17 protein-coding genes are annotated in these 15343 nt (G+C 36.7%); 15 read left to right on the top strand and 2 right to left on the bottom strand.

Going from position 1 to position 15343, the window contains the following annotated elements:
* Positions 1 to 3: 3 nt before the first annotated feature.
* Positions 4 to 558 (top strand): phosphodiesterase, encoded by a 555-nt coding sequence (yfcE, locus tag UFO1_RS11880; protein WP_038671016.1) that lies wholly within the window; start codon positions 4 to 6, stop codon positions 556 to 558.
* Between the two features lie 10 nt (positions 559 to 568).
* Positions 569 to 1444: an Hsp33 family molecular chaperone HslO gene (gene hslO / locus UFO1_RS11875; RefSeq protein ID WP_038671012.1), complete on the top strand. Its 876-nt coding sequence runs from the start codon at positions 569 to 571 to the stop codon at positions 1442 to 1444.
* Positions 1445 to 1520: 76 nt separating this feature from the next.
* On the opposite strand, the gene rpmB is transcribed toward hslO, so the two are convergent.
* On the bottom strand, positions 1521 to 1712 hold the full coding sequence (gene rpmB, locus UFO1_RS11870; protein ID WP_038671010.1) for a 50S ribosomal protein L28: 192 nt from the start codon (positions 1710 to 1712) through the stop codon (positions 1521 to 1523).
* Between the two features lie 186 nt (positions 1713 to 1898).
* Between rpmB and UFO1_RS11865 the strand changes: the two genes are divergently transcribed.
* The 6 genes from UFO1_RS11865 (at position 1899) to guaB (ending at position 7340) form a co-directional block, all read left to right on the top strand.
* Entirely contained in the window at positions 1899 to 2096 is a 198-nt protein-coding gene (locus UFO1_RS11865; protein WP_038671008.1) for a DUF1858 domain-containing protein, read from the top strand.
* Between the two features lie 102 nt (positions 2097 to 2198).
* Entirely contained in the window at positions 2199 to 4244 is a 2046-nt protein-coding gene (recG, locus tag UFO1_RS11860) for an ATP-dependent DNA helicase RecG (RefSeq protein WP_038671005.1), read from the top strand.
* Between the two features lie 184 nt (positions 4245 to 4428).
* Positions 4429 to 4629 (top strand): hypothetical protein, encoded by a 201-nt coding sequence (locus UFO1_RS11855; RefSeq protein WP_038671003.1) that lies wholly within the window; start codon positions 4429 to 4431, stop codon positions 4627 to 4629.
* Between the two features lie 96 nt (positions 4630 to 4725).
* Positions 4726 to 5406 carry a TVP38/TMEM64 family protein gene (locus tag UFO1_RS11850; protein WP_038671001.1) on the top strand — a complete coding sequence of 227 codons (681 nt, stop codon included), beginning with the start codon at positions 4726 to 4728 and terminating at the stop codon, positions 5404 to 5406.
* 76 nt (positions 5407 to 5482) lie between these two features.
* Entirely contained in the window at positions 5483 to 5668 is a 186-nt protein-coding gene (locus UFO1_RS11845; protein WP_038670999.1) for a 2-hydroxymuconate tautomerase, read from the top strand.
* Between the two features lie 217 nt (positions 5669 to 5885).
* Entirely contained in the window at positions 5886 to 7340 is a 1455-nt protein-coding gene (guaB, locus tag UFO1_RS11840) for an IMP dehydrogenase (RefSeq protein WP_038670996.1), read from the top strand.
* A 32-nt stretch (positions 7341 to 7372) separates the two neighbouring features.
* Here guaB and UFO1_RS11835 read toward each other — a convergent pair whose 3' ends face one another.
* Entirely contained in the window at positions 7373 to 8263 is an 891-nt protein-coding gene (locus UFO1_RS11835) for a polysaccharide deacetylase family protein (RefSeq protein WP_038670994.1), read from the bottom strand.
* A 150-nt stretch (positions 8264 to 8413) separates the two neighbouring features.
* Between UFO1_RS11835 and UFO1_RS11830 the strand changes: the two genes are divergently transcribed.
* The 7 genes from UFO1_RS11830 to UFO1_RS11800 all read left to right on the top strand — a co-directional run bounded on the left by UFO1_RS11830 (position 8414) and on the right by UFO1_RS11800 (position 15332).
* On the top strand, positions 8414 to 10378 hold the full coding sequence (locus tag UFO1_RS11830; protein ID WP_038670992.1) for a transglycosylase domain-containing protein: 1965 nt from the start codon (positions 8414 to 8416) through the stop codon (positions 10376 to 10378).
* 69 nt (positions 10379 to 10447) lie between these two features.
* Positions 10448 to 11191, top strand: a complete 744-nt coding sequence (locus UFO1_RS11825; protein ID WP_038670991.1) for a WecB/TagA/CpsF family glycosyltransferase — start codon at positions 10448 to 10450, stop codon at positions 11189 to 11191.
* 69 nt (positions 11192 to 11260) lie between these two features.
* Positions 11261 to 11899, top strand: a complete 639-nt coding sequence (locus UFO1_RS11820; protein WP_038670989.1) for a phosphatidylserine decarboxylase family protein — start codon at positions 11261 to 11263, stop codon at positions 11897 to 11899.
* Positions 11896 to 12573 (top strand): CDP-diacylglycerol--serine O-phosphatidyltransferase, encoded by a 678-nt coding sequence (pssA, locus tag UFO1_RS11815; protein WP_038670987.1) that lies wholly within the window; start codon positions 11896 to 11898, stop codon positions 12571 to 12573. The genes UFO1_RS11820 and pssA overlap by 4 nt, the downstream gene beginning before the upstream one ends.
* Before the next feature lie 193 nt (positions 12574 to 12766).
* The gene (locus tag UFO1_RS11810) at positions 12767 to 14050 is read left to right on the top strand and encodes a glycosyltransferase family 2 protein (protein ID WP_038670985.1); all 1284 of its coding nucleotides are present in this window, start codon (positions 12767 to 12769) and stop codon (positions 14048 to 14050) included.
* A 167-nt stretch (positions 14051 to 14217) separates the two neighbouring features.
* Positions 14218 to 14595 (top strand): 6-carboxytetrahydropterin synthase QueD, encoded by a 378-nt coding sequence (queD, locus tag UFO1_RS11805; RefSeq protein WP_038670983.1) that lies wholly within the window; start codon positions 14218 to 14220, stop codon positions 14593 to 14595.
* 2 nt (positions 14596 to 14597) lie between these two features.
* Positions 14598 to 15332, top strand: coding sequence for a 7-carboxy-7-deazaguanine synthase QueE (locus UFO1_RS11800; protein WP_038670981.1), 735 nt, complete (start codon positions 14598 to 14600; stop codon positions 15330 to 15332).
* The last annotated feature ends 11 nt before the right edge of the window (positions 15333 to 15343 follow it).

Here is a 15343-nt window from a genome sequence, read left to right as displayed (position 1 = left end):
TAAATGAATATTGGGATTATTAGTGATACCCATGGTTGTGCGAATACTTGGGAAAAAATATATAACAAATATTTTTTCGAATGTGATTTTATTATTCATGCTGGAGATATACTATATCATGGTCCTCGCAATGATATTCCAAAAGAATATGATCCTAAACGGCTAGCTGAATTGTTAAATAATTCTCCAGTCCCAATCATAGCGGCTTGTGGCAATTGTGATGCGGATGTGGATAGCATGGTTCTAACTATGCCTATTCAATCACCATATGCATATATTATGGTTGATGGATTGCGTATCGTAGCAAATCACGGGCATAACTTTAACGAAGAGACGAAGAGAGAAATGGCAGGCAAGTTTAAAGCAGATCTATTTATTACTGGACACACCCATGTGGCCTCATTAGAAAAACATAATGGCATTGTCTATTTGAACCCGGGTTCGCCTGCTATGTCCAAGCGACCTGATGGACTTGCTACGTTTGCTAGGCTTAGGGATCGTGTTGTTGAAGTAATAGACGTTATTACAGGGCAAGTAGTAATCTCGGAATTGTTATAGGAGGGGAATCATGGGCGATCATATTATAAGAGCGACTACAGTTGGTGGGGTGCGCGCTTTTGCCGCAGTAACTACTACATTAGTTGAAGAGGCAAGAAAGCGCCATGATTGTTATCCAGTCGCTGCGGCAGCCCTAGGGCGTACCATGACTGGAGCATTATTGTTAGCTGTCAATCTTAAAACCGATGAAAGTATTACAATTCGTATTTCTGGAGATGGGCCGCTTGGTGAAATTGTCACGGATGCTCATGCTAGTGGAAGTGTACGGGGCTATGTAAGAAACCCACATGTTGATTTGCCTTTACGTGGTAATAAACTTGACGTTGGGGCAGGCGTTGGTAATGGACAAATTTCTGTTACAAGATTTACAGGCTTAAAACAGCCTTTTACTGGCAATGCAGATTTAGTTAGTGGTGAAATAGCAGAGGATATCACTAATTATTTATTAGTATCAGAGCAAACACCTTCAACGGTAGCCTTAGGTGTTTTAGTTCAACCAGATTTAACGGTAACAGCGGCAGGTGGATTTATGGTGCAAGCTTTACCTGATGCAGATGATGAAGTTTTAAGCCAAATAGAGAAGAATATAGCAGCACTACCCCCAGTTTCTCAATTGGTAAGTGAGGGCATTGATGCTGCAGGTATTATCAATAGAATTTTTGCAGGCTTACCAGTTAGTATGTATGAAGAAGTTCCCCTGCAATTTGAGTGTCCTTGTTCTTATGAACGCGTACAGAAAGTGCTTGTTAGTCTTGGTGAAATGGAAATTAATGATATTCTCGTTACCGATGGACATGCGGAAGTGTGTTGCCCATTTTGCAGTGAAAAATATCAATTTAACAAAGGCGATCTTGAGCTAGTATTAACCCTAATTAAAGGAGAATAGCAAAAAGAAAAGACTGGGAATTTCCCAGTCTTTTTATTGTGCCCTAATTATAATCTATAATGATTTTTAAATAAAATTAGATAGCACGCTGAACTTTTCCAGAACGTAAACAACGAGTGCAAGTATTAATTCGTTTTGTTTCACCGTTAACAACCGCTTTAACCCGTTGGATGTTGGGTTTCCAAGTGCGTTTAGTTTTTAAGTGAGAGTGGCTGACATTAGAGCCGCTAGTTAGGCTTTTACTGCAGATTTCACAAAGATTTGCCATGTATTCCACCTCCTTTGATGAAGGACAAGATATCCTTATTACAATAACATTAGTATTTTAGCACAAATTGCTTACTAAATGCAAGGACTTAAGGATAATTCTTTATCTGACCTATATGGCAGGAGATTTAACATAAATATTGAAATAACATATAATAATATAGATAAGAGATGGGAGGTATATATCGTGATTACTAGACAAACATCAATCATTGAACTTCTTCGATCTCATCCCTTGGTACGTGAGGTTTTTGCTAAACATGGTATGGGATGTATCGGATGCATGGGAGCAGCAACTGAGACAATTGAAAATGGAGCTAAAATGCATGATATTGATGTTGAGGCACTGCTAAAGGAATTAAATGAATTGTGCTTGAAAAAATAGGCAAACAAATTTGCCTATTTTCTTAATATATAGGTGCTAAAATCTTTTGTAGTGTAGAGAAAATGTAATAATCGAAATGGTTATTTTACGAGGGTGGTTATTTTGGGGAATTGCTGGAGAGATCCAATTCAATATATTAAGGGTGTAGGTCCGATAAAAGCAAATTCTTTGGCTAAATTAGGATTGTTTACAATTGGTCATCTATTTGAACATTTCCCTCATCGTTACGATGATCGTAGCCAAATTACCATGATAAGAAATGTAACGGATGGACAAGTAGAGACTTTTAGGGCTGGGGTTATCGGCTGTATGGAGAGTAAACCTCGTCCTGGCTTACATATCACCAAAATTGCAGTAAATGATTCATCTGGAGTAGCTCAGTTAGTATGGTTTAATCAGCCCCATATGAAGAAAATGTATAAGCCTGGTGTAGAACTTCTCATAACCGGTAAGGTAAAAAAAACATATCAAGTGGAAGTTCAAAACCCGGAAATTGAGATCATTACAGATGAAGAGTTTGATACTGGAAAAATTGTACCAGTGTATGCCGCGAGTGAAAGTATTAATCAGCGCTTTTTAAGAACGATCATTAAACAGGTACTTCATGGTTATTGTGATATTCATGAAGTATTACCTTCTACGATTTTGACTCAATTTTCTTTGCTAGACCGTAGAGAAGCTTTTGAAAACATTCATTTTCCTCAAAGTATGGAAATGCTTCAGCGTGCGAGAAGAAGGCTGGTCTTTGAAGAATTATATTTGCTACAGTGTGGCCTGCTATATATCAAAAAGAAAAATAGAAGTAACACTGTTGGCATAAAACATGGACCTGACAGTAGTGTTTCTACACAAGTGAAAGGCCAATTACCATTTACCCTTACTGATGACCAAAAAAAGGTATTGTTAGAGATTAAGCTCGATATGGAAGATATGAAACCCATGCAACGCTTACTACAAGGTGATGTAGGCTCCGGCAAAACAGTCATTGCTGCTCTGGCGTTAGCTAAAACAGTTGAAAATGGTTATCAAGGAGCTATGATGGTTCCCACAGAAATACTAGCAGAGCAACATTTTCATACATTATCAAGTATATTTGTGCCATTAGGAATTAAGGTAAGAATACTTACAGGTAAACTATCGCGGCGTGTTCGTGAGCAAGCCTTGCAAGAGATTCAGTGCGGTTTAACACATGTGGTAGTAGGTACCCATGCCTTGATTCAAGAAGCAGTTGAGTTTCAATGTCTAGGGCTAGTAGTTACAGATGAACAACATCGCTTTGGCGTTCGTCAACGAGCTCAGTTACAGGGAAAGGGGAATGCGCCAGACGTATTGGTGATGACAGCTACACCCATACCGCGGACGATGGCTTTAACCGTATATGGAGATCTCGACGTTTCTGCGATTAGAGAATTACCACCTGGGCGTAAAAAAATAAAAACATTTGTAAGAGGATCAGATCGTAGACGGTTAGTCTATGAGTTTATTAAGAATGAAGTTAAGAATGGGCGTCAGGCTTATGTAGTTTGCCCTCTAGTTGAAGAATCAGAAAAGATTAATGCCCAGTCTGCAGTAGAGTTATATGAAGAATTAATGCAAACCGAATTAGATGGTATACCTTGTGGCCTAGTACACGGCAAGATGAAAGGTAAAGATAAGGAGCTAGTTATGGATGGGTTTTATCGTGGTGAAATCAAAGTTTTGGTGGCTACGACGGTGATTGAAGTTGGAGTCAACGTGCCAAATGCAACGGTTATGGTTATTGAGAATGCAGAACGCTTCGGCTTGGCTCAACTACATCAACTCAGGGGACGAATTGGCAGGGGTGAGCACCAATCTTACTGTATTTTGCTCTCTGATAACAAAAACTCGGAAACACAAGAACGGCTTGGGATTATGACGAAAACGAATGATGGTTTTGTACTGGCCGAAGAAGATTTAAAGATGCGTGGCCCTGGACAATTTTTTGGAACTAGACAACATGGCTTACCGGATTTAAAAATCGCGGACATTATAAATGATATAGGTGTTTTTTTAGAGGCTAGACAGGCTGCAGAAAGCACAATGGCTACGTCTGAAGATTTTAATTATATACGACCGGCATTAATTACGCGGTTTGGTCAAGAATTTGGTGGAATATTTAGCAATTGACAAAACGAAAAAATAAAAAGGGGCGACCATAAGGTCGCCAATTATGGGAGAGGAGAAAATTTACATTATCATTGTGCCACATATGTAGCCTCTTTATACCTAGATTTAGCTTTTTAAAAAAAAATATTATATTGATAATTAGCACACACTATTATAAATCATTAATAATAGGGGTGATGGTAATATGAAACCTATCCATGATGAAAAGAAAATGCGAGATATTGCCGTTGAGTGTCAAGAGTTTGAGCATATTATTAACGCTATGGGGTATGGATATTCGCTGCTAAATGTATCTCCTGATGATTTTGTTCAAAGGTGCAGTGATTGTGTTAATTGGTTAGGCGGCGATTGTGATATTTTTCAGCGTGAAATAAATAGTAAGTAGGCGGATACCTGGCTTTTTTTTGGTTGCCTTTTACTAAGAATTTTAGTATAGTACAGTATTGGAGACACTTATTGTTTAGTATCATGGAGGGTTAGGATGGCTAGGTTTTTCGGATGGCTGTTTTTGATTTTTTTACTTGGGGCAACATATCTTTGGCAACCAGTTTTTTTTCAACATTCATATAGTATCCTTAAACATGGCGATATTGTTTCGTTGGCAGAGTATCTACGAAGTTTTGGTGCATGGTCAATTGTTGTAACAATTATTTTATTTATTGTTATGACATTTACAATTGTATTTCCTTTTATGATTTTGTCAGGTGCAGCTGGTATTATTTATGGCTTGTTTTGGGGAATTGTTATTTCATGGACGGGAGAAGTAATTGGTGCAGTCGTTATGTTTGTTTTTGCACGCTATTTTTTTAGGCAGATTATAGCGGGGTGGATTACAAAAAGCAAATATTTGAAACAAGTGGATGATTATAGTGCTGCTAACGGATTTAAGGCTTTGCTGATTGCTCGGTTACTCCCCTTAGCACCTTCAGGGATTATTACTGCTGTTGCAGCGATAAGCCGCATTAGTTTTAAAGATTTCATGCTAGCAACTATTTTAGGTAAATTACCGCCAGTGATTATTAAAGTTCTCATTGGCCACGACATCGTTTTTGCTGGGGAAAACATGACACGTCTAATCGTATTAGTCATAGTAGTAATTGGTGTATACGTAGGATTATGGTGGTATAAGCGGCACAAAGATCAAAATAAGATTAAATACTAAAAAAATGAAATAAATGGCAGGGATCTCACGATTAATAGCGAATTGAAATATATAAAATTTATGAGGAGGATGGATTATGCCAATCGTACAAATTGATATGATAGAGGGACGCACCGTTGAACAAAAACGTGAAATGGCAAAAAAAGTGACACAAGCAATTACGGAAACTGCCAATTGTCCTGCTGATGCAGTAACAATTGTTATTCGGGACGCAGCTAAGAGTAATATAGCAAAAGCTGGAGTTTTAATGTTAGATAAGTAATATATTTCGTAGTAAGTAATAAAGAATTCTCATTGAAATACAATGAGGATTCTTTATTTTCTATAGTATTAGTTTTATTTTTGCAAATCTAATAACTTTTAGAAATAGAAATACCAATATTATTTTAAATTTGCATAAAAAAGAGTAGATTAGGTAAGTTTAAATATGTTATTATATTTGAAATAACTTGTCCTAATTGTGCGAAAGGAGTATATATATGTTTGAAAATAAGTTTATGCAAGAAGGTTTGACGTTTGATGATGTTTTATTGGTACCAGCAAAATCAGATGTTTTACCAAAAGATGTTGATGTTACTACATATTTAACTAAGAATATTAAGTTGAATTTACCGATAATTAGCGCTGGCATGGATACGGTAACAGAAGCGCGTATGGCGATTGCTATTGCCCGTGAAGGTGGTATTGGTGTCATTCATAAGAATATGCCAATAGAAAGGCAAGCAAGTGAAATTGATAAGGTAAAGCGCTCAGAGCATGGAATCATTGTTGATCCTATTTTTTTATCCCCTGAGAATTCGTTGCAAGATGCCCAAAACTTAATGGAAAAATATCACATATCAGGTGTTCCTGTTACCCAAAATGATAAATTAGTTGGTATTTTAACAAATAGAGATTTGCGATTCGAAACAGACTTAACTCGAAAATTACATGATTGTATGACAACTGAACATCTTATTACAGCTCCAGTCGGAACATCTTTAGAAGATGCTAAAGCATTGCTACATAAACATAGAATAGAGAAATTACCATTAGTAGATGCAGACGGTAATTTAAAAGGTTTGATTACAATTAAGGATATTGAAAAGGCACAAAAATATCCTAATTCAGCGAAAGACAAACGTGGTAGACTATTAGTAGGTGCTGCCATTGGTGTTGGGGCTGATATGTTAGAACGGGTGGAGGCTATTGTTGCTGCGAAAGTAGATGTTATTGTAGTAGATACTGCCCATGGGCATTCGCAAGGTGTAATAGAAGCTGTTAAAAAGATTAAATCGATGTATCCTGAAGTAGATTTAATTGCCGGTAATGTGGCTACAGCAGAAGCGACACGTGACTTGATCGAGGCAGGGGTTGATGCTGTAAAAGTTGGTATTGGACCTGGTTCTATATGTACCACTCGGATTGTTGCCGGTATTGGTGTACCCCAAATAACTGCCGTGTATAATTGTGCAAAAATAGCTAGGGAACATAACATTCCGATTATTGCTGATGGTGGTATTAAATATTCTGGAGATGTTGTAAAAGCGATTGCTGCTGGTGCTAGTGTTGTTATGCTTGGTAATTTGTTTGCTGGAACAGAAGAAAGCCCTGGTGAGACTGTTATTTACCAAGGACGTAGCTATAAAGTTTATCGTGGCATGGGATCTTTAGGGGCTATGGCACAAGGCAGTAAAGATCGTTATTTTCAAGAGAACATGGACAAGTTAGTCCCAGAAGGTATCGAGGGGCGCGTACCGTATAAGGGTACATTGGCTGATACGGCATTTCAATTGTTGGGTGGACTTAGAGCTGGTATGGGATATTGTGGTGTGCATACCATTGAGGAGTTAATTAATAATACTCGGTTTATTCGCATTACAGGAGCTGGGCTAAAGGAAAGCCATCCTCATGATATCAGTATTACGAAAGAATCACCTAATTATAGTTTCTAATTATTATGATAAAGAAAAAGACACCGTATGCTTTACCAGGCAGGCGGTGTCTTTGCGTTTATAACATGAAACTGGAAACCTTGTTCTTTATAAAATTTAATAACAGAAGGTAATGCTTTGACGGATTCAGCATGTCCCCTCCCATCATGCAGTAACACAATAGCGTGATCCCATAAAAAAGTGTTTTTAGTTGTTTGATACATTATATTATTGAGGATGTCATTTGCTTTTGCAGCAGAAGCATCTCCCGAGCTAATATTCCATCCTACTTCTATATAGCCTTGCCTCTTTAGAGCACTCCAGTATTCTTTAGTAAAATGCCCAGCGGAACCTCCGGGTGCTCGAGAAATGCGAGGACGTACAGTTAGGATATTCTTAATGATAGTATCATTAAGATTTAGTTGTTCGGTATAAGTAGTAGGCGATTGATATAAGTCACGGTAAGTGTGGTTATAAGTGTGATTACCTATAGCATGTCCTTCCATGAAGATTTGCTTTACAATATCAGGATATTTTTCAATTTCTGTTCCGACTAAGAAAAAAGTTGCTTTTATGTTGTTTTCCTTAAGAATGGCTAAAACCAAGGGGGTATTTTCCGGGTCAGGGCCATCATCAAAAGTTAAGTATACTCTTTTACTTTCGTAGTAAGGTTCAATTATTGGTAAGACAGTTGATAATTGTCGTTCTTCTCGCTCTTTATTCGTAAAAATATCATACTCAGGTTTTTCGTTAGTTGGTACAATATTCGCGGTTTCCGTAATATAGTACACATCTGGTGAAGAGCTTATTTCTGAAGCGGGGGTCGGCGGAGAGGTTTGTTGTAAGGCAGGTATAGCAAGTGAAAGAGGAGTGGATACGAAGCAAATAAATGAAATAATAACAATAAGGCCAAAAATACTAAATAGACTATACTTTTTTACCATAATTTCCCCCTGAATCTTTTGCTGTAAATTATATTTTAAAAATTTATCGAAATTTATCATATAAATTGCATATTCGACATGTAAGGGTATATTCCTGCGCGTAAATTTCGCCTAGATTTGGAATACTAAAGCTAAGAAGGGAGTGGTGAAATGCAGCGTTTATGTATTATCGTTATACTGATTGTAAGCCTATTTGCAAATAATGGATGTGCTTTTTTTACACCACAAATTGATTCTTTGGAAAACTTAAATTTAGTCGCAGCAACCCAAGTTTTTGATTCTAATGGAAAGCTTATTTCGAAATTGTTTGAAGAAAATCGCATTGTGGTTTCAATAAATAATATATCTCCCTATCTGCAGCAAGCGATTGTTGCTAACGAAGATAGTCGATTTTTTAACCATATTGGTATAGATCCTATCGGTATTGTTCGTGCTATTTGGGTTAATTTGCGGTCAGGTGGCTTAGTAGAAGGGGGAAGTACGTTAACACAACAGCTAGCTAAAAACATGTTTTTAACTCAGGAGCGTACTTTTACACGGAAAATAAAAGAAGCTTTTTGGGCTATTATCATTGAACGTAAGTTTTCCAAACAGGAAATTTTACAGGCATATTTAAATCAAGTATATTTTGGTGAAGGTGCCTATGGAGTAGAAGCAGCGTCTCAAGTATACTTTGGGAAACATGCAAGTGAGCTTACGTTAGGAGAAAGTGCGTTGTTGGCAGGGTTGCCACGTGGACCAAATCTTTATTCGCCATATATTGATAATCAGGCAGCTTTGGAACGTAGGAAGACTGTCCTCGCGGGTATGGTGAAGGAAGGGTATGTTACACAAAAGCAAGCCGAAGAAGCACAAAGACAGCCTATCGTATTAATCGGCAAAAAGAAAAGAGTGGTACAGGCATCTTATTTTCTTGATTATGTTGCAAATGAACTTGTTGGACGGTATGGTGCCAACCGGGTATATAAGGGCGGCTTAAAAGTTTATACAACACTAGATAGTGTTGTCCAGCAGGGGGCCGAAGCAGTCTTAGGCCAGTATCAAGGTGGGGTATTAGCACTTGATCCTCGCACGGGTTATATCAAAGCTATGGTAGGTGGACGTAGTTATGAAGAAAGTCAACTAAATAGAACCATGGTAGAAGTACGTCAGCCAGGCTCTGCTTTTAAACCATTCGTATATGCTGTTGCCCTTAGTCAAGGATTGACTGCCAATTCAGTTATTATTGATCAACCAATTAATATTAACGGGTATGCTCCACAAAATTATGATAAAAAATTCCATGGACCAATCACCTTAAAAAAAGCAATTCGCTTATCAGTCAATGTAGCATCTGTGAAGCTTGGACAGCAGGTGGGAATTGATAAAGTACTTGATTTGGCGAAGAATATGGGGATCACCACTTTGGTTCCACAAGATAATAATTTAGCTGCCGCTTTGGGTGGCTTAACACAAGGTGTTAATTTGTTTGAAATGGCAACTGCTTATACTGCTTTTGCAAATGGCGGTATAGTATCTAGGCCAATATCGATTTTGAAAGTACTTGATGAAAATGATCAGTTGTTAGAAGAGGCACATATAACACAGCAATCTGTACTTAGTAGCGAGGTTGCCTATATTCTAACAAACATGTTACAAAGTGTCATTGAAGATGGTACGGGTACACCTGCTAATATTGGGCGTATGGCAGCTGGTAAAACAGGAACAACTGATAATTATGAAACAGCCTGGTTTATGGGTTACACGCCTGAATTATTAGTTGGCATTTATGTTGGAAATGATAATAGGACACCAGTAGGCATTTCAGGTACCCAGGTAGCGGGATTGTGGGGAAAAATGATGACACAAGTAGTCAGTGGCACTAAACCGACAACTTTTATTATCCCCCCCAATGTAGTAACTAATATACCGATTTGTACGGACTCTGGTAAAAGGGCTACACCTGGGTGTTTAGAGATCGAGTACAGTGCCTTTGTTAAGGGAACAGAACCTATAGTTATTGATACCCAAATTCGTCCTAAAAATCAACCAAAGGAAAAACCAGAGCCGTCTGATAAGGAGAAAGAAAAAACACCTTGGTGGAAACTTCCGTTACCACGATTGCCCAGCATGTAATAGTGTGATACAATATATTAGATAATTTAAAAGTTTGATTTTTAAAATAGTAAGGAGACTATATGTATAGTGCGCAATAGAGTAGCTGTTTTAAATGTGATGATTGATGTTGTGACAATGAAAGAAGCAGTAAATGTAGTTAAAGGATTTATTCTTCAAAAGAAGTCCCACCTAGTTGTCACCCCTAACGCAGAAATGATAATGATGGCTAATCAAGATAAACAATTAGCGGATATTATTAATCATGCAGATTTGGTTGTACCTGATGGTGCAGGGGTGGTTTGGGCGGCACGTTACCAAGGTGATAGCATGCCAGAACGTGTGGCTGGATTCGATTTAGTACAAAATTTGTTAGTTGAAGCTACTAAAGAAAAATATACGATTTATATGCTTGGTGGAGCGCCTGGTATCGCTGAAAAAGCGAAGCAGATAGCACAAGAGCGTTATCCAGGTGTACAAATTGTCGGTACACGTAATGGCTTCTTTACTAAAAAAGAAGAACCTGATATTATAAATGACATTCGAGCTTGTCAGCCAGATATATTATTAGTTGCTTTAGGTGTACCAAGACAAGAAAAGTGGTTAAATGAATATAAAGAGCAAATAAATGTTCCTGTATCAATTGGAGTAGGTGGAACATTTGATGTAATGGCTGGAGTTGTACGTCGGGCACCAGTTTGGATGCAACATGCTAATGTAGAATGGTTGTTCCGATTATTGTCAGAGCCTAAACGTGCAATCCGTATGCTGGCTTTACCACGTTTTGTTATGAAGGTAGTAGCTAGTAAAAAGCACAAAATGCAGGATACATAATGCAAAAAGAATATGAAGTGAACTCAGTTGTTTTGCACAAAAAAATGGTTAGTAAGATGGGGTGGATAAATGGTTAAAGCGCCTATAGTTAAAGAGGGTTACATATACATTGTTGTTCTTGCTATTATTACGGTAGTAATTTATGTAACTGTCGATCCATATTGGAGTATTATCCCTGCTGTTTTAATGGGATTTATTACTTTCTTTTTTCGTAATCCTAAGAGGAAGATTCCTTATGATAATAGTCTAGTTTTATCACCTGCAGATGGTAAGGTAATGAGTGTTTGTGAAGTTTACGATGACCAATTCTTAAATCAAGTAGGCCTTAAGGTGACCATATTTTTATCGGTTTTTGATGTACACGTAAATCGCAGTCCTATTGCCGGTGAAATAAAATTTCAGCAATACACTTGTGGACGGTTTCGACCTGCCTATAAGGAATCTGTAGGGTGTGAAAATGAACGTCACTCTATAGGAATAGAAAATGATAATATGAAAGTATTAGTAACACAGATAGCTGGTATTTTAGCTAGGCGTATTGTTTCTTGGGTTACGCTTGGGAGTATTTTGCAGCTGGGTGAGCGATATGGTTTGATAAAATTTGCATCATGTACAGAAGTGATTGTACCTAAAACAGTAGAAATCCTTGTAAAAAAAGGTGACAGAGTTAAGGGTGGCGAGACAGTTATAGGGAGGTTGTTACAATGAGAAGCATAATTCCAAATGCTTTGACAGCTTTAAATTTGGTCTTAGGTGTATGTGCAATTATTTCTACCTTTAATGGTGAGTTCTATCGAGCAGCATTATTTGTCGTGGCAGCAATGATTAGCGATGGATTAGATGGTAGAGTAGCTAGATATTTAAAGGTGAGTAGTGAGTTTGGCAAAGAGTTAGATTCTTTGTGTGATTTAGTATCATTTGGTGTAGCGCCTGCAATTTTAGCATATGCCTTTTTATTAAAAGATTTTGGTATTATTGGATATATTGTTGCTGCGTTTTTTGCAACTTGTGGTGCATTACGTTTAGCACGTTTTAATGTTAATGCAGGCACGGTCAAAGGATATTTTATGGGATTACCAATTCCAGCAGCTGGTTGTGTAGTAGCTACATTTATTATGCTTGGGATTAAACCTGAGGGATGGATATTTCCAATAATAGTTACTATCTTTGCTTACTTGATGGTTAGTACGATAAAATATCCTGACTTTAAAGGCAAAGGTGAAAAAATTAGAATTATTCCAGCTATAATAACGATTTTTATATCGGGCTATATTCTTTTTATCACAAAAGATGCAATCCTATTTTCACCATTTTTTGCATATGCTTTATTTGGGATTCTGAATACTGTTTTTGGGTTATTCGATTCTAAATCTGTTACGTAATCCTATTATTGAAAAAATAATTGTATCCGCATTATTGGATGCTTATTTTTTTGTGATTTTAGGAACTATAATGTTATAAGAAAAGATTCTTATCTTGACAATCTATTGGAATTAGAATTAGAATGTTATGTGTGTTTTAAGTTAAAGTATACTAGATATACTTTAAAAAACAGGCTTTAAAGGAGAAAAATCCATGAATTATATTTCTGACTATATTATGATCCCGTTACAACTTATTATAGTATTTTTTACTTTATATTATTTTATTATCGCTTTTTTTGGTATATGGCGCAAAAAAGAAATCAAAATTTTGACACCTAAAAACAGCTTTGCTGTTATTGTCGCTGCACATAATGAGGAACAGGTAATTGGGCAATTAGTGGAAAATCTCCATGTATTAAAATATCCTCGTGAGCTATATGATATTTTTGTTATTGCTGATAATTGCAAAGATAATACAGCAGAAATTGCTCGAAAATCAGGTGCAATTGTTTATGAACGATTTAACCTAGAACAACGTGGTAAAGGGTATGCCATGGAGTGGATGTTTGCAAAGCTTTTTAAATTGCAACGTAATTATGATGGTGTAGTTATATTTGATGCGGATAATTTAGTGGATCGAAATTTTCTGTTAGAAATGAACAATCGATTATGTAAAGGTGAAAAAGTAATTCAGGGATATCTTGATTCTAAAAATCCTCATGATACCTGGATTGCAGGTACCTTTGCTATTTCATTTTGGGTAGTCAACCATATTTGGCATTTAGCGAAATATAATATTGGGTTATCAAGTGTTCTTGGTGGCACTGGTATGTGTATATCTACTGAAGTACTGCGTAAGTTTGGTTGGGGAGCAACCTGCCTTACCGAAGACATGGAATTTACAATGAAGGTACTGCTTAAAGGAATTCCGACCACCTGGGCACATGATGCCATTGTATATGATGAAAAGCCATTAACCTTTGAACAGTCTTGGCGGCAACGTAAACGCTGGGCGCAAGGACATTTTGATATAGCTGGTAGATATATTCCAAGTATGCTATATGAGGGAATTAAACAACGTGATATTAGAATATTAGATGGAGTATTACATTTGTTTCAACCCTATTTTTTAATCTTATCGACTAGTTTTGTTTTAATGAGCTATGTATATACCATCTTCCCCTTTTATACTAATATTATAAACAAAGTATTGCCTGTAGAAGTTATGACAGCGATAGGTGTTGGTCAATACTTATTTCCAGTACTTGTCTTAGCGCAAATTGGTGCTAAAGGGAAATCTTGGTGGTATTTGATTTTTTATCCACTTTTTGTTTATAGTTGGATACCTATTACTATTTTAGGTTTTATACATCGTAATGATCGTGAGTGGAGCCATACTCAGCATACACGGAGCATTAGTTATAAGGATGTATTGCTAACACAAAAAAATGAATTCACTAAAGAAGATTTTTTAGGCAAGCAAGCTGTTAAATAAAAGATGAGTAATATACTCATCTTTTTTTACACATACTGAATATAAAGTTTTAATTAAGATGACTAGAATTTTGAATAGTTTATTAATCATAATAATTTTTAGTTTTTCTTATAATATTAAATCTATGTAGTATTATTAATTATTGTAAAAACAAGGAGGATAACGTAATGTTTGAATTAACAATTGCAGTTAATTTTGAAGCTGCTCATTGTATTAGAAATTATCCAGGAAAGTGCAGCCGCATACATGGTCATAATTGGAAGGTAGAAGTAAATATTTATGGTAGTAAACTAGATGAATTAGGAATGTTAATCGACTTTGGTGATTTAAAGGCAGCAGTAAATGATATTATGCTAAATTTAGATCATTATTATCTTAATGAAATTGAGCCATTTTGCAAAATAAACCCTACGGCAGAAAACCTTGCCCAATACATATATGAAAAGCTGGCTGAAACAGCAGTTTTTAATCCGGATGTAAAATTACGTTCCGTTAGAGTATGGGAATCGCCGAATTCAGCAGCGGCTTATACCCAGGAGGCTTAGTTGTGTCTCAAAACGTAAACGTAGTGGAAATATTTTCTTCGATTCAAGGGGAAGGACAATTTGTTGGCTATCGACAAGTATTTGTGCGTTTAGCAGGTTGTAATCTAGAGTGTGAATTTTGCGATACACCTTCCTCAAGAACTATGGTGAACGCGGCTCAGATAGAAAAGACGGCTGGCAGGCGCGATTTTCAGACAATTGTAAATCCAATTTCAGTGATAGAGTTGTCAAACTATATTAATAGCTTGTTAGTAATACCTCACCATTCTGTTAGTTTTACCGGTGGAGAACCTTTATGTCAAGCAAAGGTTCTTGCTGAAATCCTCCCCCAAATAAAGGGGCGTATTTATTTAGAAAGCAATGGTACATTACCTAATGAATTGGAACTTGTTTTGCCACATATTGATATCATTAGTATGGACATAAAGTTACCTAGTATAATTCGACAAGAAATGTGGCAAGAGCATAGTGAATTCTTACGTTTAGCTGCTACTCGAAATGTTTTTGTTAAAATAGTAGTTACAGGTAGTACCAATACAACGGAGTTTCTCAAGGCTGTAAATTTGATAGCAAGCGTTGATAAAAATATTCCATTAATAATACAACCGGTGACGCCTATTAACAATTGCGAAGGGGTTAAACCGGATACAGTATTGTTATACCAAGAACAAGCCCTTAGTTCCTTAAATGATGTACGGGTTATTCCGCAAACACATAAATTCATCGGGCAACTATAATGAATGTGGGG

This window comes from Pelosinus sp. UFO1, from assembly GCF_000725345.1.
Taxonomy (GTDB): domain Bacteria; phylum Bacillota; class Negativicutes; order DSM-13327; family DSM-13327; genus Pelosinus.
The sequence above is the reverse complement of the archived record's forward strand: the minus strand, read 5'-3'. Positions and strand labels throughout refer to the sequence as shown.